Origin of the sequence: Xylanibacter rodentium (genome assembly GCF_013166575.1) — a bacterium.
Lineage (GTDB): Bacteria > Bacteroidota > Bacteroidia > Bacteroidales > Bacteroidaceae > Prevotella > Prevotella rodentium.
In genome coordinates, this window is sequence record NZ_JABKKE010000011.1 from 19788 (window position 1) to 38095 (window position 18308).

General features: G+C 50.1%; 17 protein-coding genes. 6 read left to right on the forward strand and 11 right to left on the reverse strand.

All coding sequences use genetic code 11. The annotated features are described in order from the left end of the window. Positions 1-15 precede the first annotated feature (15 nt). Positions 16-2412 (forward strand): pectate lyase family protein, encoded by a 2397-nt coding sequence (locus HPS55_RS07705; RefSeq protein ID WP_172177456.1) that lies wholly within the window; start codon positions 16-18, stop codon positions 2410-2412. A 178-nt stretch (positions 2413-2590) separates the two neighbouring features. Here HPS55_RS07705 and xerD read toward each other — a convergent pair whose 3' ends face one another. Continuing rightward, the gene (gene xerD, locus HPS55_RS07710) at positions 2591-3502 is read right to left on the reverse strand and encodes a site-specific tyrosine recombinase XerD (protein WP_172177458.1); all 912 of its coding nucleotides are present in this window, start codon (positions 3500-3502) and stop codon (positions 2591-2593) included. Between the two features lie 123 nt (positions 3503-3625). On the opposite strand from xerD, the gene aroQ reads away from it, so the two are divergent. The 5 genes from aroQ (at position 3626) to HPS55_RS07735 (ending at position 7916) form a co-directional block, all read left to right on the forward strand. Further along, positions 3626-4048 (forward strand): type II 3-dehydroquinate dehydratase, encoded by a 423-nt coding sequence (aroQ, locus tag HPS55_RS07715; protein ID WP_172177460.1) that lies wholly within the window; start codon positions 3626-3628, stop codon positions 4046-4048. Between the two features lie 13 nt (positions 4049-4061). Then, positions 4062-4781: an O-methyltransferase gene (locus HPS55_RS07720; protein ID WP_172177462.1), complete on the forward strand. Its 720-nt coding sequence runs from the start codon at positions 4062-4064 to the stop codon at positions 4779-4781. A gap of 89 nt (positions 4782-4870) precedes the next feature. Beyond that, on the forward strand, positions 4871-5206 hold the full coding sequence (gene rbfA, locus HPS55_RS07725; protein ID WP_172177464.1) for a 30S ribosome-binding factor RbfA: 336 nt from the start codon (positions 4871-4873) through the stop codon (positions 5204-5206). Beyond that, the gene (locus HPS55_RS07730; RefSeq protein WP_172177466.1) at positions 5203-6429 is read left to right on the forward strand and encodes an FtsX-like permease family protein; all 1227 of its coding nucleotides are present in this window, start codon (positions 5203-5205) and stop codon (positions 6427-6429) included. Before rbfA ends, HPS55_RS07730 begins: the two co-directional genes overlap by 4 nt. 23 nt (positions 6430-6452) lie before the next feature. Next, positions 6453-7916: a DUF1846 domain-containing protein gene (locus tag HPS55_RS07735; RefSeq protein WP_172177468.1), complete on the forward strand. Its 1464-nt coding sequence runs from the start codon at positions 6453-6455 to the stop codon at positions 7914-7916. 99 nt (positions 7917-8015) lie between these two features. On the opposite strand, the gene murI is transcribed toward HPS55_RS07735, so the two are convergent. The 10 genes from murI to HPS55_RS07785 form a co-directional block, all read right to left on the reverse strand. Then, a complete protein-coding gene (gene murI / locus HPS55_RS07740) occupies positions 8016-8852 on the reverse strand; it encodes a glutamate racemase (protein ID WP_172177470.1) in 837 nt (278 codons plus the stop codon). A gap of 21 nt (positions 8853-8873) precedes the next feature. Then, complete coding sequence (locus tag HPS55_RS07745) at positions 8874-9440, reverse strand: OmpH family outer membrane protein (protein WP_172177472.1); 567 nt, start codon at positions 9438-9440, stop codon at positions 8874-8876. Positions 9441-9575: 135 nt separating this feature from the next. After that, the gene (locus HPS55_RS07750; protein ID WP_172324890.1) at positions 9576-10073 is read right to left on the reverse strand and encodes an OmpH/Skp family outer membrane protein; all 498 of its coding nucleotides are present in this window, start codon (positions 10071-10073) and stop codon (positions 9576-9578) included. 72 nt (positions 10074-10145) lie between these two features. Next, positions 10146-10682, reverse strand: coding sequence for an OmpH/Skp family outer membrane protein (locus tag HPS55_RS07755; protein ID WP_172177476.1), 537 nt, complete (start codon positions 10680-10682; stop codon positions 10146-10148). A gap of 30 nt (positions 10683-10712) precedes the next feature. Then, positions 10713-13343, reverse strand: coding sequence for a BamA/OMP85 family outer membrane protein (locus tag HPS55_RS07760; RefSeq protein ID WP_172177478.1), 2631 nt, complete (start codon positions 13341-13343; stop codon positions 10713-10715). Positions 13344-13367: 24 nt separating this feature from the next. Continuing rightward, the gene (locus tag HPS55_RS07765; protein ID WP_172177480.1) at positions 13368-14117 is read right to left on the reverse strand and encodes an isoprenyl transferase; all 750 of its coding nucleotides are present in this window, start codon (positions 14115-14117) and stop codon (positions 13368-13370) included. 4 nt (positions 14118-14121) lie between these two features. Further along, a complete protein-coding gene (porG, locus tag HPS55_RS07770) occupies positions 14122-14814 on the reverse strand; it encodes a type IX secretion system protein PorG (RefSeq protein ID WP_172177482.1) in 693 nt (230 codons plus the stop codon). 48 nt (positions 14815-14862) lie between these two features. Beyond that, on the reverse strand, positions 14863-16260 hold the full coding sequence (locus HPS55_RS07775; protein WP_172177484.1) for a DUF6242 domain-containing protein: 1398 nt from the start codon (positions 16258-16260) through the stop codon (positions 14863-14865). A 243-nt stretch (positions 16261-16503) separates the two neighbouring features. After that, on the reverse strand, positions 16504-17883 hold the full coding sequence (locus HPS55_RS07780; RefSeq protein WP_172177486.1) for a M56 family metallopeptidase: 1380 nt from the start codon (positions 17881-17883) through the stop codon (positions 16504-16506). Next, the gene (locus HPS55_RS07785) at positions 17880-18239 is read right to left on the reverse strand and encodes a BlaI/MecI/CopY family transcriptional regulator (RefSeq protein WP_172177488.1); all 360 of its coding nucleotides are present in this window, start codon (positions 18237-18239) and stop codon (positions 17880-17882) included. The genes HPS55_RS07780 and HPS55_RS07785 overlap by 4 nt, the downstream gene beginning before the upstream one ends. Between the last annotated feature and the right edge of the window lie 69 nt (positions 18240-18308).

Below are 18308 nucleotides of genomic sequence, written 5' to 3' on the forward strand. Positions count from 1 at the left end.
ATCCAAAAAGGTGAAATGAAAAAATCTACATATTTTATATACAGTCTCCTCGCGGGAATGCTGATGCTGGCCACCACGGCCACGGCACAGACGTGGAACTTCAATACTGTAAGTGCCGCCGACAAGGCCAATCTGGCCGCCGACGCAGCGGCATGGGAACATGAATCGTCGAGCAGCAACGACAGGTATAAGAACAAGACCGTCTACACAGCCGAACCGCTCATGGCCAACGGTGCCGAACTGGAGTTCACCCGCGGGCTGATGTTCACCATCGGTGCCTCGGACGCAGTGCGTGTCGATATCAAAGGCAAGCGTATGGCCATGAACAAGGCTCTCACCATCACGCTGAAAGACATGAAAGCCGGCAACAAGGTCACCATGAAGTGCAAGACATCGAAGAGCGGCACGGCCCGCGGTGTCAATGTCACCAACCTTACGCCCGAGTCGGGTTCGTTCAATTCCACTTCGGCCGACGACCAGACCAACGTGGGTGTCGTTGCGGCCGACGGTGATGTCACGCTGACCAATACCGGCGGTCTGTACGTATACACCATCAGTGTAACGGACGGCAGCGGCACACCCGGACCGTCGCCCGACAGCGACGACCACTCTGCCGTGCTCAACACTGCTGTAAGCCAGGCACAGCTGACAACAACAGGCAGCGTGATGAAGTATTACAATACGGCCGATCTGGCCGGAATAGCCATCGACCGCAAGGCAGGTACAGTCACCGTGACGCCGCAATCGGGCGAATGGACAGATGTGTTCACCCGCTCGGTGAGCAACATCGCCTTCTCAAATGCGTCGCAGACATCCGCCGGAGCCGAGATCACCACCGGTGGCGTTGAGATAACCGAGGCGGGCGGATGGCTCGAGTCGGCATATATAGTATGGAATCTGTATAGTGGCGCTACATCTTATAATGTATATGTCAAAGGCGGACAATATGCCGAATATACACGGATTGACCGTCAACTGGTGCGCAGCTACGGTACTTACGGCCGTGCAGATGTGGTGGGGTTGACTGCCGCCGACGGCTATTCGCTTAAGGTGGTGCCCGTAATCGACGGTGTCGAGAACGATGGCAAGGCCGGTATGGCTTCGGGCATGACAGTGAGGAACTACGACCGTTCGGGTTTTGCACATTTCAACTATACCGGCATCGGTGCATACAACGACGACGGTACTCTTAAGGCCGGTGCAAGGGTTATATATGTCACGGCGGCTACGGCCAGGACCGTGACCCTTGATGTCGTGACTGGAAAAGACAACAAGACCGAGACATTCACCGGACTGCAGGCCATCATCAACGCCTATCAGAAAGGTCTGGAGACACGTCCGCTCGCCGTCCGCCTCGTGGGAACCGTCCGTGATACCGATATGGACGAGTTCGGCAGCAAGGCCGAAGGCCTGCAGGTGAAAGGCAGGAACAACACCATCCCTATGAACATAACGATAGAGGGCATAGGCGAGGATGCCGCCGTGTGGGGATTCGGATTTCTGCTGCGCAATGCTGTCAGCGTTGAACTGCGCAACTTCGGCATCATGCTTTGCATGGACGACGCCGTGTCGCTCGATACGGACAATGCCCACTGCTGGATTCACCATCTCGACCTCTTCTACGGCAAAGCCGGCGGCGACAGCGATCAGGCCAAGGGCGACGGAACGATAGACGTGAAGGGCGATTCGAAATATATCACCATTGCTTACAACCATCTCTTCGACAGCGGTAAGTCGTCGCTTTGCGGAATGAAGAGCGAGACAGGTCCCAACTATATCGACTACCATCACAACTGGTTTGACCATAGCGACTCGCGCCACCCGCGTGTGCGCAGCATGACCGTTCACGTGTGGAACAACTACTATGACGGTTGTTCAAAATACGGAGTGGGGGCTACGATGGGGTCGAGCGTGTTTGTGGAGAACAATTATTTCCGTGCCACCAAGAATCCGATGCTCATATCCAGGCAGGGTACCGATGCCAAGGGTGACGGAACGTTCTCGGGTGAGAACGGAGGTATGATAAAGAGTTTCGGCAATGTCTATGCAGAAAAGGGCAAGAGCAGCAACTTCACTTCCGTCACACAGCATGAGAGTGCCACCGATTTCGACTGCTACGAGGCTGCCGCACGCGACGAGACGGTACCGTCGTCGTTCGTTGCACTTGTCGGCGGTACACCTTATGACAACTTTGACACCGATACGAAACGGATATATGTTTACACTCCAGCTGCTGCCGCCGCCGTTCCGTCGATAGTTACGGGATACTGGGGTGCAGGTCGTCTGAACAAGGGCGACTTCCGCTGGACGTTCAACAATGCCGTCGACGACACGGACTATGCTGTGATAAAGGAAATGAAGACGGCTTTGGAGAATTACAAGAGCACACTTGTGGGATGGTTTGAACAGTAAGGCATTCTTTCCGAGGATTTATTCCGTGAAAAGTTGTAGGTACATCTTGTATTTGTCCGTTTGTAACATGTTTATATTCAAATTTACTTAGCGGACAAATACAAGATGTCCTTATTGGTGCAATATCTATATTTTGAAACGGTCTCTACTGGCTTGACTCTTTGAAAAGATTGGCTTTTTAAATAGACTTTCTGTTTCTCGGGTGATGTTCAAGTATCTCACGCCGCAGGGTAGACGTTTCCACATGAGTGTAAATCTCGGTGGTGCCTATGCTTTCGTGGCCGAGCATCTCCTGGATTATGCGCAGGTCGGCGCCGCCCTCGAGCAGTGCCGTGGCAAAGGAGTGGCGAAGTGTGTGCGGGCTGATAGTCTTGGTGATGCCGGCCTCTGTGGCCTGCCGCTTTATCATTATCAGAATCATCGTGCGGGTGAGATGCGCGCCCCTGCGGTTCAGGAACACATAGTCTTCCTCACCGGGTTTGATTTTCATGACATTGCGGTCAACGAACCATAACTCCAGTTCGTGCAGGGCACGCGGAGATATGGGCACAAGGCGTTCTTTCGACCCTTTGCCTTTTACACGCACATATTGTTCGTCGACGTAAAGGTCGGACAGACGCATGCCTGTAAGTTCGCTTACCCGCAGGCCGCACGAGAAGAGCACTTCTATGATGGCGCGGTTGCGGTGTCCTTCCCATTTGGACAGGTCGACAGACTCCTCGAGCATGTCTATTTCCTCTACCGACAGTACTTCGGGCAGACGGCTGCCCGTCTGGGGCGACTCAAGCAGTTCGGTAGGATCGTCGGGCCGGTAACCGTCGAGCATCAGATAGCGGAAGAACGACCTCACACCGCTCAATATCCTGCACTGCGATGTCGGGCCTATGCCGATTCTGTAAAGAGTCATAGTGAAATTCTGAAGGTCCTGCAGTTGCACGTCCATCACCGTCTTGTGTTCCTTTTCCAGATAGTCTGTCAGTTTCTGTATGTCGCGCCGGTAGGCATCGAGTGTGTTTGGCGAGTAGTTGCGTTCCAGTTTCAGATAACGCATGTATTCGAGCACCACATTCGTATCGTTTTTCTTGTCCATGTCCCTAAGATTTGCTATTTTTGCCGTTTGTAAGGGCGGTGCCGTCGGCTGGATATTCCTTGTCATCCGTTTCTCAGGCTTCGCCATATAGAGATGCAAATATACGAAAAATAATTCAGTAATATGAAAATACAAATCATCAACGGTCCTAATCTCAATATGTTGGGCCGTCGCGAGCCGGGCATCTACGGCAGTAGTTCGTTCGAGGATTATCTGTCCGGACTGCGAGCCAAGTTTCCCGACATAGAGATTGGTTACTATCAGAGCAACATCGAGGGGGAGTTGATAGACAGAATGCAGCAGGTGGGGTTCGGAGAGTGTGACGGTATAGTGCTCAATGCCGGAGCATACACCCACACGAGCATAGCCCTGCAAGACTGTATACGTTCGTTGCAGACACCGGTGATAGAGGTGCACATATCCAATGTACACCGTCGCGAGGAGTTTCGCCACCGTTCGATGATAAGCTGCGCCTGCCTCGGTGTGATATGCGGCTTCGGACTCGACAGCTATCGGCTTGCAGTGGAGGCGTTGAAGTCACACTAAAAACAGGATATCTATGCAACACAATTCGTCGGACAATGAGGTTGTTGGGTATACGCCGCTTGAGAGCAGACGGTCTACACCATTGTCTTCTCTTTCGGTGGAGCAGGAGGGGGCTTTGCCTTATATCCTGTCACATATTGACCCTGAAGGCGACTATCTGTACCGTCTTTACCGTGCCACAAACATACATCTGCTTCATGGCCGTATGGCCAGTGGCCACTTGCAGGGAAGGCTGCTTCGGATGCTCGTGCGGATGATACGTCCACGGTATATACTCGAGGTGGGCACATTTTCGGGTTACAGTGCCATCTGTATGGCCGAAGGTCTTGAACCGGGCGGACGGCTCTATACATTTGAGATAAACGACGAGCAGGAGGACTTCACCCGTCCATGGATAGAGGGTTCGCCGGTGGCCGACAGGATAGAGTTTATTATCGGTGATGCCATCGTACAGGCGCCGAAACTCGGCGTTACGTTCGACATGGCGTTCATTGACGGAGACAAGCGTACGTATGTAGAGACATATGAGATGGTGATCAATGTTCTGCGTCCGGGTGGATTTGTCCTTGCCGACAATACTTTGTGGGACGGTCACGTAGTCGATCCTGCATACGACCGCGATCCGCAGACCCGGGGCATACGTCTCTTCAACGACCATGTGGCCCGCGATACCCGTGTGGAACGTGTCATACTGCCCCTGCGTGACGGTCTGACGTTGATAAGGAAGAAGTGAGTGTGGGAACACGGAGAAAAAGCTATGTGCAGTGAGCCTTTTCTCGCATATTTTACTTAAATTTGCAGTCTGAACATTGAGATATTGATATGCAAGAGACAAGACAGAACAAGATTGCACGCTTGCTGCAAAAGGAGCTGAGCGTGATATTCCAGCAGCAGACACGTATGATGAACGGTGTGATGGTATCTGTGACCCGGGTGCGTGTATCGCCCGACCTGAGCGTGTGCACGGCCTATCTGAGCATCTTTCCGAGCGAGCGGAATGAGGAGATACTGAAGAATATAACGGCCAATGAGAAGACTATACGCTACGAACTGGGCACACGCACACGTCATCAATTGAGAATAATACCCGAGGTGAGATTCTTCATTGACGACTCGCTCGACTATATAGACCGCATAGACGAACTGCTGAAGCAATGAATTTCCCCTTTTATATAGCCCGCCGGTATCTCTTTTCAAAGAAAAGTACGCATGCTATCAACGTGATAAGCGGCATATCGGTGGTTGGTGTGGCTGTGGCGACGATGGCGCTTGTAGTGACGTTGAGCGTATTCAACGGTTTTCATGATCTCGTGGCGTCTCTCTTCACGTCGTTCGACCCGCAACTCAAGGTGACACCGGCGGTGGGGAAGACGGCACCGGCCGATGACCCTGTGCTCACTGAGATACGTCGTCTGCCGCAGGTGGAGGTGGCCACGGAGACTGTCGAGGACATGGCTTTGGCCATATATGGCGAGAGGCAGGCTATGATAATGTTGAAAGGTGTCGATGACAATTTCGACAGTCTGACCCATATCAGGGAGATACTTGTGGGCGACGGCACGTACGAGCTGCGTGCAGCCAACCTTAGCTACGGTATTCCGGGCATACGTCTGGCCGAGATGCTGGGCACGGGATACTGTTATCAGCATCCCATGCGCATCTATGCTCCGAAGCGCGAGGGGCAGCTCAATATGGCTAACCCGCAGGACGGATTTGTGGAAGACGAACTGTTCTCGCCCGGAGTGCTCTTCAATGTGAAGCAGGCCAAATATGACAAGAATTATGTTCTGACCAACATAGCCTTTGCCCGCAGCATATTCGGGCAGCAGGGCATGCTATCGGCGTTGGAGTTGAGGCTAAGGCCGGGGAGTGACTTCGAGGCCGTCAAGTCCGAGATAAAGCGTATTGCGGGTGAAAAGTATGTGGTGCGCGACCGCTTCGAGCAGCAGGAAGATACGTTCAGGATAATGAAGATAGAGAAGCTGATAGCATATATCTTCCTTACATTTATACTCGTGGTGGCATGCTTCAATATCATTGGCAGTCTGTCGATGCTGATGATAGACAAGAAGAACGACGTGGTAACGTTGCGCAATCTTGGTGCAGACGACAGGCAGATAATAAGGATATTCCTTTTCGAGGGCCGTCTTATTTCGGCCATGGGGGCCATGGTGGGTATTGTACTCGGACTTCTGTTTTGCTGGTTGCAGCAGACTTACGGTCTTGTGGGACTTGGACGTTCGAGCGGCTCTTTTGTGGTCGATGCCTATCCTGTAAGCGTTCATCCCGATGACGTAGCCGTAATCTTCGTTACAGTGCTTGCCGTGGGGTTTGTGGCTGTGTGGTATCCGGTGAGGTATTTTGCAAAAAGGATTATTTAAAAGTTATAAAATAAAAAGAACAGATGAAGACAGGTTTTGACAACGACAAATACATCTGTATTCAGTCGGAGCATATCAAGGAACGTATTGCTAAGTTCAAGGGCAAGCTGTATCTTGAACTTGGCGGAAAACTCTTCGATGATTATCATGCGAGCCGTGTGTTGCCGGGGTTTCAGCCGGACTCCAAGTTGAGTATGTTCAGCAAGATAAGCGATCAGATAGAAATTGTTATTGTCATCAGTGCCGAAGACATAGTGAAGAACAAGGTGCGTGCCGACCTCGGCATCACTTACGATGAAGATGTGCTCCGGTTGCGCGACGAGTTTATCGGGCGGGGCTTTACCGTCGGCAGCGTTGTCATAACGCATTACAACGGCCAGCATTCTGCGGATGATTTCCGCAAGCGTCTGGAGCGTCTGGGTATAAGGTCGTATGTGCATTATCTCATCGACGGCTATCCGCACAATGTATCGCTGATTGCCAGTGAAGACGGTTTTGGCAAGAATGATTATGTAGAGACTGAACGTCCGCTTGTCATTGTCACCGCTCCCGGACCGGGGTCAGGAAAGATGGCGGTATGTCTGTCGCAGCTGTATAATGAGCACAGGCGCGGCATAGAGGCCGGCTATGCAAAGTTTGAGACGTTTCCCGTATGGAATCTTCCGCTGAAACATCCCGTCAATATTGCCTACGAGGCAGCCACAGCCGATCTGAACGATGTGAATATGATCGATCCGTTCCATCTCGAGGCTTACAATAAGATTGCAATAAACTATAACCGCGACATTGAGATATTTCCCGTGCTCAACGCTCTGTTCGAGGGCATATACGGCAACAATCCGTATAAGTCTCCGACAGATATGGGAGTGAACATGGTGGGATTCTGTATAAGCGATGACGGCATTTGCTGCGATGCTTCTGCCAACGAAATAATACGCCGTTACTATGATGCCACGAACAAGTTTGCCAACGGAGCAAACAATGAGGCAGAGGTGCAGAAGATACAGTTGCTTTTCAATCAGGCGAAGATTTCGACCGATTACCGGAGGGTGACCGTTGCTGCAAAGGAACGGCGCGACCGTTGCGGTAAGCCGTGTGCGGCCATTGAACTGTCAGACGGCACGGTTATTACTTCGGAGACATCACCGCTGCTCGGTCCGAGTGCAGCCCTGATATTGAATGCTGCTAAGCATTTGGCCGGAATCGACCACAGTGTCAAACTGATACCGCAGGCAATGATAGAGCCGATACAGAAGACAAAGGTGGAGTATCTTGGAGGCAACAATCCTCGTCTGCATACAGACGAGGTGCTTGTGGCGCTGTCAGTATTGTCGCAGGCCGACGACAATTGCCGTAAGGCTCTCAGCGTGTTGCCGCAGTTCAGAGGGTGTCAGGTTCATTCTACCGTGATGCTGTCGGAGGTAGACCGCAAGATATTCAAGAAACTCGGTGTCGGACTGACCTGCGAGCCGGTTAAAAAGAAATGACCCGTAAATGAGAATTGAAAATGGAGAACTGTCATTACCTTTGTTGCTTGTCACATTAAATGGGTGAAGCAAAGGTGATGACAGTTCCCCATTTTCCTATTATAGTGTTATGCTTTCCACTTCCACAGGTTCGTGGAGGAATATCTGTGCCGATTCGCGGAACTTGTCGGCATTCTCGGTTGTAAGATAGTGGACAAGACCTCCCCGTGTGCATTTTTTTTCTATTTCCGGATGTCGTTCGATATACGATTTCAGACTGTCGGCCACATAGTCGCCCTGAGGGACTATGCGTACACCGTCGGGAGTGTACTTCAGTATCTTCGGAAGAAGCAGGGGATAGTGTGTGCATCCGAGGATGATGGCGTCGATGTCGGGGTCGAGGCTCATCAACTGATCGATACGCTTTTTTACGAAGTAGTCGGCGCCTGGACTGTCACACTCGTTATATTCCACCAATGGTACCCAAAAAGGACAGGCGACGCCGGATACGGTGATGTCGGGATACAATTTGCGGATTTCCAGCGTGTAGCTTTCGCTTCTTATCGTACCCTCGGTGGCGAGGATGCCTACGTGGCGTGTGGCGGTGAGAGAACCGATGACTTCGGCCGTTGGGCGTATTATTCCGAGTACGCGGCGTTGCGGGTCTATTTGTGGCAGATCGTTCTGCTGGATGGTACGCAAGGCCTTGGCCGATGCGGTGTTGCAGCCGAGTATCACAATATGGCATCCCATGTCGAATAGTTTCATCACGGCCTGGCGTGTGAATTCGTACACTACATCGAACGAGCGTGTGCCATATGGGGCGCGTGCATTGTCACCGAGGTACAGATAGTCATATTGCGGCAGCAGGTTTCGTATGCCGTGTAGTATCGTCAGTCCGCCATAGCCAGAATCGAAGATGCCTATAGGTCCGGGAATGCTTGAAAGATTGCTCATCGTTGTGTGTATTTTGTTTGCTTATTTAAGCCTTTCTCTTACTATATGCGTGATATCTTCGCCACGTGTCTGGTTTACAAACGGACAAGTGTTGTTATCGGTGTTGATTATGAAGATATAACCGCGTTCCCTGCCAATGGCCTGAAGCGCATCGGACAGTTTGCGGTGCACCGGAGCCATAATGGTTTTCTCGGCCGATTCAAGCAGGCGGCTGCTTTCTTCCTTAAAGGCGATATTCTTGTCGAGCAGTTCCTGCAATTCGCTTTGTCGCTTTTGTAAGATGGTTGGAGGGAAATCGCGCTGTCCTTCGAGAAATTCCTCGTACTTTTTGTTGAAATCCTTCTCAACGCGTTCTGCCTCTTCGTCGTACTTGTTTTTCAGTATCTTGATTTGCTGCATGGCCGTTGCATAGTCGGGCATCGATTGTAGCACAGAGTCATAGCTCAGATATCCGAATATCAAGGCTTGTGCAACCTGTTGCGGCACTGCCGGCTGTTGTTCTGTTTGTAAGGAAGTGGTGGATATGGTGGATTGCGCGCCGGCGGCCAGCGAGATTAATGTAACAAGTGTCAATAAGAATTTTCTCATAATGCCCTTGATTATAATGGTGATTGTTGATAAGGAAGAACGGCGTTCCAGAATTGGCGGATAAAAAAACAGTCAAAAGCCAGTGTCGCCTTATCGGCGCACACTGATTTTTGACATACTTAAGTTCTTTACGTATTATTTCAGACCGAGCTTGGCTTTCACGTCTGCTGTGACGTCGGTGCTGAGCGTTGTGCTGATGTATGGAACACCACCTGCAACGTCCATGATATATACATATCCGCCGGCCTGCCCTACCTGTTTGATGGCGTCGATAACCTTTGTCGTTATGGCCTGCATCTTCTCTTGAGAAGCCTTGGCGAGGGCCTGCTGGTTGTCTTGGTAGCTCTGCTGTATCTTCTGATACATCTCCTGGAGTTCCTGTTCGCGGCGCTGTTTGATGTTGTCGGGCAGTGTGGCCTGCTCCTTTTCGTATGCCTGCGACTTCTTGGTCAGTTCGTCCTGCATGCTCTTCAAATCGTCTTCATACAGCTTCTGCAGAGCGTCGATTTCATTTTTTGCCTTTGTGTAGTCAGGCATTACCTGGATAATTTCCTGTGCGTTGACATGGCCGAATTTTTGTGCGAAAGCTGCTATCGGAGCGCACATCAAAAACATTAAAAGTAATTTCTTCATTGTCTTTCTTTTTTATGTTATTATTAATTTATTCTTTCTATAGCCCCTGGCTTTTTCGGGGTATGTTTTTTATCAATTGGCATATCCCAATTTTTGCAGCACTTCATTGCTTATGTCTATCTTGGGACTGCCGAAGATGATGCCACTGTCGCTTGCACGGTCGAGTATAAGTTGATAGCCCCGCAGATCGGATATGTCTTTCACCGCGTTGTATATCTCTTCCTGTATGGGAGTCATGAGGCTGGTGCGTTTTTTGAACAGTTCGCCTTCCGGTCCGAAGTATTTCTTTTTCAGCTCGGCGGCCTGTTTCTCTTTCTCCATGATAGCGTCCTGTTTGGCCTTCTTCTGTTCCTGCGACAGGAATACGACCTCGTTCTGGTAGTTCTTGTACATGGTCTGTGCTTCGGTAGAGATGGCCTCAACTTCGGCCTGCCATTTCTTTGATACCTGGTTCAGCTGTTCGTTGGCACGTTCGTATGCCGGGATATTCTTCAGTATGTACTCCATGTCCACCAAAGCGAATTTCTGTGCCGATATGCCCAATGAGCATATTGCGAAAAGACATATTGCCAACAGTTTTCTAATTGCATCTTTTCTTGTTGTCGTCATAGTTGTTTCCTCCTTTATGTTTATTTCCGTTTAGAATTCCTGTCCGAGGATGAAGTGGAACTGGCTGCCGCCTTTGGCTCCGGTATATTGCACTTTGTCGAAACCGTAAGCCCAGTCGATACCCATCAGTCCCACCATCGGGAGGAATATTCGTACACCGGCTCCGGCAGAGCGTTTCATGTCGAACGGACTGAATTTCTTGGTCTCACTCCATGCGTTACCGCCTTCGAGGAATGTCAGACCGTAGATGGTCGTATTGCCGAGCATGAACGGATAGCGCAGTTCTACAGTGAAGCGGTCGTAGGCATAGCCCGGAGCTGAATATGGGGTGAGCGAGCCGTTGTCGTATCCGCGAAGTCCGATGGTTTCCTGGGCATATCCGGTGGAATATCCGCTCATGCCGTCACCGCCTACGTAGAATGTCTCGAACGGAGACTTCTTGTATTTGTTGTATGAACCGAGCAGACCCAGTTCGACGCGTGTCATGAGCACGAAACATTTGGCACCGCGTGTGAGCGGAGTGAACGTGCGCATCTTCAATTTCCATTTGTGATACTCTATCCAGCGGTATTTCTCCTGCTGTTCGGCTTCGAATCTTGCCGACGTGTGATCTGTTGCCAGATTCTTGTAGTCTTTGTCGCTGAAGAGTGACCATGGCGGTGTGAGTGTGACAGAGGCGAGGAACTCCGATCCGCTGCGCGGGAAAAGCTGGTTGTCCGTACTTACACGTGAGACGTTGATGCTCAGGTTGATGTTGTTGCAGTTGCCGTTGGATATAAGGAAGTAGCGCCAGTCGCGAAGCATGTAGCGTGTATACGACAGCGAGGTGGACAACTGGAAGTAGTCGTCGGGCCAGCGCAGGCGCTTGCCCCATCCCAGTGAGAAGCCGAGCATCTGCACGTATTTGTCGTCGTCGAGATAGCTCTCGTAGTTGTTGTAATAACCGTTATAACTGCCGTATCCTCCGTAGTAGTTATAATAGTTGTTCATCCAGCTGTTGTTGTAGTAGTTGCTGTTCACGTCGGTCTGCTTTGAATAGAATATTCCCACGTTGAAAGCATTGGGTCGCTTTCCGCCAAACCATGGTGCCGAGTAGCTCAGACTGTACGACTGATAGTACTGTGCGTTGGTCTGTGCGCTCAGTGCCAGCTGTTCGCCGTCTCCGATGGGCATTATTCCACGGTGCATCTTGTTTCGTCCGAACAGATTTCGCATGGAGAAGTTGTTCAGTTTAAGCGACACTCGTCCGATGACACCGGTTTGTCCCCATCCGAGTGAGAACTCCACTTGGTCGTTCGATTTCTGTTCAAGTTCCCAGTTGATGTCCACTGTTCCGTTTTCCATGTTCGGTTTTACATCGGGGTTCACCTTTTCCGGGTCGAAGAATCCCATGGATGCTATCTCGCGCGCCGATCGCATCAGTGCGTCTTTTGAAAACAGGTCGCCCGGTTTTGTGCGGAGCTCGCGGCGTACCACCTCTTCGTACAATTTGTCGTTGCCATATATCCGCACATTGCTGATGTGTGCTTGCGGCCCTTCTTCTATGCGCATTTCAAGATCGATGGAGTCGCCCACTATGTTCACTTCTGTCGGTTCAAGACGATAGAAAAGGTAACCGTTGTTCCAATAGTAGTTTCCCACAGCATCGTCGTCTTCCGAAAGGCGCTTGTTCAGTTTCTTCTGGTTGTACACGTCGCCGCCTTTCATGTTGAGCAGACGGTTAAGGTAGTCGGTAGTGGCGACGGTGTTGCCCACCCATTTTATGTTACGTATGTAGTATTTCTCACCTTCATCCACTTTGATGTATACGTTTACGTGCTTATCGTCTACAGTCCACACGCTGTCTTCCACGATATACATGTCACGGTAACCCAACTCATTGTATTTGTCTATCAGGTTCTGTTTGTCTGTCTTGTAACGTTCGTCCGTAAATTTCTTTGATTTTAGGAACGAGGAGAGTTTTCCAGCCTCGTGTGTCTTGGCGAACACACCTTTTTTCAGCAGACCTCCCTTTATGTTTGACGAACTGAGATATTTGTTGCCTTCAATGATGATGTCTCGCACTTTCATCTTGGCTTTCTTGTCGATGTTGACATCGAGAATCACCTGATTTGTGCCGGTCACGTCGTCGCGCTGCAAGATTTCTATTTCCGCGTTTTTGTATCCCTTGTCGTCGAAATATTTCTTTGCCAGGATTTTTGCACGGTCTATCATGTTGGGTGTAATCTGGCTGCCTTTCATTATTCCGAGTTTGGCCTCCATGTCATCACGTTCCGACTTTTTCAGGCCGTTATAGTTTATCGTGCTCACTCTGGGTCTCAAAGCAAGGTTGATGCACAGGTAAATCTTCGAGCCTACAATTGAATCGGCCGTTATCGACACTTTCGAGAAAAGTCCGTGTTTCCAGTATCTTCTTACGGCTTCAGTTATTTCGCTTCCCGGCACGCTGATTACCTGACCTGTCGTCAGTCCCGAAAGGCTCGTAAGTACATAATCCTCATAACCCTCAACACCTTTGACCGCGATGCCGCCAATCTCGCATGTGCGCGGGGTGCCGGCATAAGATATGTCAGGATTGACGATTGTCTCCTGAGCTCTCATATGGATTGCGAAGACCGATGCCGTCGCAAGCAACATGAATACCTTTTTAATATATTTCATCTTTATGTTATATTCAAGTAAAAGTTATCTTAGCGAGCTTTCCTCCGCCTCTATCTGTGCCCCGGTCTTTCCGAAGCGTCGTTGGCGTCCTTGATAGCTGGCTATGGCTTTGTGGAGTTCCTGCTCGTCAAAGTCGGGCCAAAACGTGTCGCAGAAGTACATTTCAGCGTATGCAATCTGCCATAGCAGATAGTTGGATATGCGCAATTCACCGCCCGTGCGTATCAGCAGGTCGGGGTCGGGCATGAATTCAGTCTGCAGATGTCTGTCTACGGTCTGTTCGGTGATGTCTCCAATGCCGATTCTGCCGTCTTTCACTTCCGTGGCGATTGCTTTTACCGCTTCGGTGATTTCCCATCTTGACGAGTAGCTCAGTGCCACGACCATTGTCATGGCGGTGTTGCCGGCAGTGTGTTCCTCGGTTTCGCGCAGTTTCCGTCTGACGTTCTCGGGCAGACGGCCCATGTCTCCGACTACACGGAATCGTACGTTGTTCTTCATGAATATTTCGTCCTCGAGCGACGAAAGCACCAGACCCATCAAGGCCGCTATCTCGTCTGTCGGGCGGTTCCAGTTCTCCGTCGAGAACGTATATAGTGTGAGATATCTCACGCCCAGCCGCGTACATTCAGAGGTGATGCGACGCACGGCATCCACACCGGCCTGATGGCCGTAGCTGCGTTCGTGTCCGCGCTCAGCCGCCCATCGTCCGTTGCCGTCCATTATGACGGCTATGTGCTGCGGTATGCGTTCCATATCCAGTTGATATGCCATATATTTAGTCTCTATCGTTATTACAAGTTTTGCATTTTGCCATAATGTCGTATGTGACCGACAATCGCAACACGCTGTAGCAGTCGGTGTTTTTGAACATCCCGTTGCTCTTGATGCCGTATGGGTCGGCCACTCCGTCGAGCTTGTCGTTCATGGAGAAGTGCATGGCCCATTCCACACCGAGGTTCAGTCTGTTGCCCATTTTATACTTTATGCCCGCGCCCATCGGCACGTTGGCTGTGAAGACGCTGTTTCCGCCTCCGTTGACGTAGGTGGCTCCCAGTCCGAGTGCGATGTAAGGCACGAGTCTTTTGGCTCCGCGATATTCACGCCCTGTGCCGTATGGCCAGAAATTGTATTCAAAGCGCAGACCGGCGTCTATGAGCGAGTTGTTGAATTCAACAGTGGCGGCACCATCTTCGCTGATACCCGGATACCATGTTGCCAATCCCTCCGATGTTCCTTTCAACTTGCCATAGCCTATATTCATGGCCAGTCCCATGCGTGGGTTGAAGCGGTAGCGGCCCAAAAGAACTCCCATGGGCTGCATGTTTTTTGTTATATTGCCGTTGAAGTCGCCCACATATGCTGTCATTGCTGCGCCTGCTCCTATTTCAGCACGGTATTCCGGATCGGTCTGTGCCTGTGCGGCTATGGTGGTCAGCATAATGGATATTGCTGTGAGGACTTTTCTCATCCGGTGGTATCTTCTCTTGTTCCTTTTACATTATTATATATGTGCAGACTATTTGCCCCATCCCATTCTGTTCAGGCGTCCGCACCATACCTGTCCAGTGCCTCCGCATACAATCCACATGTTGTTGTCTGCATCGACTGTAGCAGCAAAGGTGGTGATGTTGCGGTCCAGACCGTCGGGTAGCGGGTAGTCGGCCGACGGTTTCCAAGTGATTCCTCCGTCGCGACTTTCATATATATGCTTCAGTGCTTCTCCGGAGTCATTCCCAATGCTTATGCCGCCCATAGCCAACAGGTTTTTGCCGTAGCCGAGTACTGTGATGTCTTCAAGCCGCGGCAGCGGATATATGTCAGAGTCGTCCATGTTCATATATACCCATTTGCCAGGTTTGCTGTCCGGAGCATATTCCGATATCTTGCGCCATACCATGGCATGACTGTCATCGGGGTACTCTGCTGCCGGACGCGTGCCGGTAAGCAGCAGATAGTCGGTCTTATCGGCAAAGCGGAACGGAGTACAGCAGAAACCGATGTTTTCTGATGGCATCCATGCCATGTCGTCGGTCATGATGTCGGCTTCCCACGTCTGTCCGCCATCGGCAGAGAGAATTATCTTTCCGTCTCCGTCCAACGCATACAGTGCCGTGGTGCTTCCGCCGAGCAGGCGTCTGATGCCGTTGTTTTCACCAATACGGCTGAACGAGGCTCCGCCATCGGTCGATACTGTCAGCATGTTGCCGTCAAGCACATACAGTCCATTGTGTGTCTGTGCAATGTTGTGCCATGCCTCGGGACCCATCACGGTGCTTTCCGTATTCCATGTCTGTCCGTTGTCGGTTGAATATATCCTTGTGTTGTTTCCGTCAGTGCCGAATACCAGGATGCGTCCTGCGGTGCTGACAGCCTTCATGCCGCTCAGCATAGCTGTGCCGGAAAAATCGGGCATGCGGTTCCAGTGAAACTCGTCGCCTTTTTCCTTGTGTACGTTAACTGTTATCTTGTATCGCCGGATGCTGCTGTTGTCCATGGCATGCACCTTGACATATCTCGGAGCACTGAAGTCCACGGTGTCTGATGTGGAGAGAATGGATTCTGAGTCGCCCAAGAAACTCTCCAAAAACACTACTCCGCTGTTCTTCGTGGTGTATGTGCAGAATGATTTTGATGCGTCGATGCCTGCCGGCAGAGAGTCGGTATTGTATATCTCGCCGCGCAGATGGTCTATGTGGAACGGGTAATTGCTCACCGTGCCGTCCATCTCTGCGTATACAGAGTCGTTTCCAGTGGATGAAGTGGTGTGTTTGTATATCTTGGCACTTGAAAGACCAAATGCGGTGATGGCAATATCGTCATATAGCGTAACTTCCGTTTTGTCATCATCTATACATGAGGCAAAGAGAAGCACTGTCGAGAGCAGCAGACAAATAGGGCTGAAATATCTTCTCATTCAATATGTTTTTTGTTTTTAGTTGCAAATTTAATCACAATTCTGCAAATGGCGGCAACTTTCAGTCAGATATTAACTTAAATATATTATAAAACGTTTTATTTTAAGGTATGTTAGTGGTATGTCAGTACTCTAAAAAGCCCTCTCCGTCTCCCCCTCCCATCAAAAAGGTGGGGGGGGGAGTCGGAGAGGGCGTGAAGGTATATGGCTGCACCGTGTGATTTTCGAATCCGGTGCCTGCCGTCATTGAAGCTTAAAGTTTATAGGCAGGGTGAAGTATACACGAACTGGTTTGTCTTTATTTTTTCCGGGTATCCATTTTGTGCTGCTTACCACACGTATGGCCTCGTCATCAAGAGCATTGCAGGCGTCGCCTATTCTCACTCCCGGTTCATCATCGGCTTCATTACCGTCACGTTTGTATGTTGCTATACGATCGAGTTCTTTTTGTGACAGGTTTCTGCTTGCCGATCCCACAATGGTGGCGTCCGAGACGTTGCCGTCCGTGTTTACCACGAACTTTACTATCACTCTGCCCTCTACACCTGATTTCATGGATATAAGCGGATATTTCACGTTGTCGCAAAGATATTTCATCAGTGCCTCTGTACCTTTTTCCCCTGATTCGTTATTTATGAATTCCGGCAATACTTCTGACGCTTCATACACGGTTTTATCGTTGTCATCGGTTGTCTTGTTGTTGGCTACAATGACTGTTTTTGCCGGCTGGATTATCTTGCGTGCTTGTGTCTCGGCGTTGTTTGCCGCCAGGAGAATGGCTGCCAAAGGCAGTAGCAACAGATATTTGGCCCGCTTCTGAGGGGCTGTTCTTTTCTTGTTCATCATTTTGATTCTCATTTTTAGAGGTAAGACATTAAAATTATTTGATATCGCGATATTTTTTTCCGAGGGGCATGACAATGCCAGTAGATGGTATTGGTAGGTGCGTGTGTCGGCTCCAAGTGCCAGTACATGCTCGTCTGCAAGGTATTCCAAATTTATCTTAATCTGTCGCCGCATCAACCATGCAGCGGGGTTGGGCCAGCATACTGCGCACATCAGTTCGCCCAGCAGCACGTCTGCCGTATGCCATTGTTCCGCATGGGTACGTTCGTGGCTTATCACGTCTGCGGCTTTGGCGCTTCGGAGTGTGGCCGCGTCAGCGAAAATCCATTTCATAAACGAGAATGAGGTGTTGCTGCCTTCTACCAGTCTCACTTTAATGCCGTCGACAGTTGTGCATGGGGAGCGTCGGGCCAGTCTTGCTATGGTTGTTGCGCACCATGCTGTCCGTGTCACGAGTATGATTGATATGGAAAGATATGCTGCAAGCAGCATTCGGGCAATGTCTGTTCCGCTGCCTGATGTTGTCGCGGTATCTGTTCCGGCCGTCACCGTCAGCACTGGCAGTACTCTGGTGACGTAAATATCGGTCACAGCATTTTCTTTAAGTGCCATATCCACCGGCGTGCTGGTGTTGGTCAGCGGAATGAGTGCTGACAGTATTATTGCTCCTATCAGCGTTGCACGACGGTTTCTGAAGAATGTGTCGTTTGAGAAGAGCAGCCTGTAGGCAATGTAGAAAATGGCGATGGCTATGTTGAGTTTTATCAGATAAATCATTTGTTTTTCTCAATTTCGTCTATTATTTCTTTCAGATCTTCAGGTGATAGCCTTTGTTCGCGGGTGAAAAATGTGACGAGTTCTTTATACGAATCTTTGAAATAGTCTTTGACCACGCTGCCTAAAAAGTTGCGTTTGTATTCGTCGCGGTCTATTTTTGTAATGTAACGGTAAGTGTTGCCGGTACGCTCGGATGAAACGAAACCTTTGCGTTGCAGATTTTTCACAACCGAGGCCACTGTGGTGTATGGTGGTTTGGGTTCTGGCAACTGTTTTATAATGTCTTTCACGTAGCAACTTTTGAGTTTCCAGATGCGTTTCATCACTTCTTCTTCTTGTTTGGTGAGTTTCTCCATATCTTTTGATTTATTATAATGTTGCAAAGTTACGAAATATTCGTAATACACACAAATATAAAATGTTAA

Excerpts from the sequence above, each read along its gene's own strand:
- HPS55_RS07705 (WP_172177456.1), top strand. The coding sequence starts at position 16 with ATGAAAAAATCTACATATTTTATATACAGTCTCCTCGCGGGAATGCTG.
- xerD (WP_172177458.1), bottom strand. The coding sequence starts at position 3,502 with ATGGACAAGAAAAACGATACGAATGTGGTGCTCGAATACATGCGTTAT.
- aroQ (WP_172177460.1), top strand. The coding sequence starts at position 3,626 with ATGAAAATACAAATCATCAACGGTCCTAATCTCAATATGTTGGGCCGT.
- HPS55_RS07720 (WP_172177462.1), top strand. The coding sequence starts at position 4,062 with ATGCAACACAATTCGTCGGACAATGAGGTTGTTGGGTATACGCCGCTT.
- rbfA (WP_172177464.1), top strand. The coding sequence starts at position 4,871 with ATGCAAGAGACAAGACAGAACAAGATTGCACGCTTGCTGCAAAAGGAG.
- HPS55_RS07730 (WP_172177466.1), top strand. The coding sequence starts at position 5,203 with ATGAATTTCCCCTTTTATATAGCCCGCCGGTATCTCTTTTCAAAGAAA.
- HPS55_RS07735 (WP_172177468.1), top strand. The coding sequence starts at position 6,453 with ATGAAGACAGGTTTTGACAACGACAAATACATCTGTATTCAGTCGGAG.
- murI (WP_172177470.1), bottom strand. The coding sequence starts at position 8,852 with ATGAGCAATCTTTCAAGCATTCCCGGACCTATAGGCATCTTCGATTCT.
- HPS55_RS07745 (WP_172177472.1), bottom strand. The coding sequence starts at position 9,440 with ATGAGAAAATTCTTATTGACACTTGTTACATTAATCTCGCTGGCCGCC.
- HPS55_RS07750 (WP_172324890.1), bottom strand. The coding sequence starts at position 10,073 with ATGAAGAAATTACTTTTAATGTTTTTGATGTGCGCTCCGATAGCAGCT.
- HPS55_RS07755 (WP_172177476.1), bottom strand. The coding sequence starts at position 10,682 with ATGACGACAACAAGAAAAGATGCAATTAGAAAACTGTTGGCAATATGT.
- HPS55_RS07760 (WP_172177478.1), bottom strand. The coding sequence starts at position 13,343 with ATGAAATATATTAAAAAGGTATTCATGTTGCTTGCGACGGCATCGGTC.
- HPS55_RS07765 (WP_172177480.1), bottom strand. The coding sequence starts at position 14,117 with ATGGCATATCAACTGGATATGGAACGCATACCGCAGCACATAGCCGTC.
- porG (WP_172177482.1), bottom strand. The coding sequence starts at position 14,814 with ATGAGAAAAGTCCTCACAGCAATATCCATTATGCTGACCACCATAGCC.
- HPS55_RS07775 (WP_172177484.1), bottom strand. The coding sequence starts at position 16,260 with ATGAGAAGATATTTCAGCCCTATTTGTCTGCTGCTCTCGACAGTGCTT.
- HPS55_RS07780 (WP_172177486.1), bottom strand. The coding sequence starts at position 17,883 with ATGATTTATCTGATAAAACTCAACATAGCCATCGCCATTTTCTACATT.
- HPS55_RS07785 (WP_172177488.1), bottom strand. The coding sequence starts at position 18,239 with ATGGAGAAACTCACCAAACAAGAAGAAGAAGTGATGAAACGCATCTGG.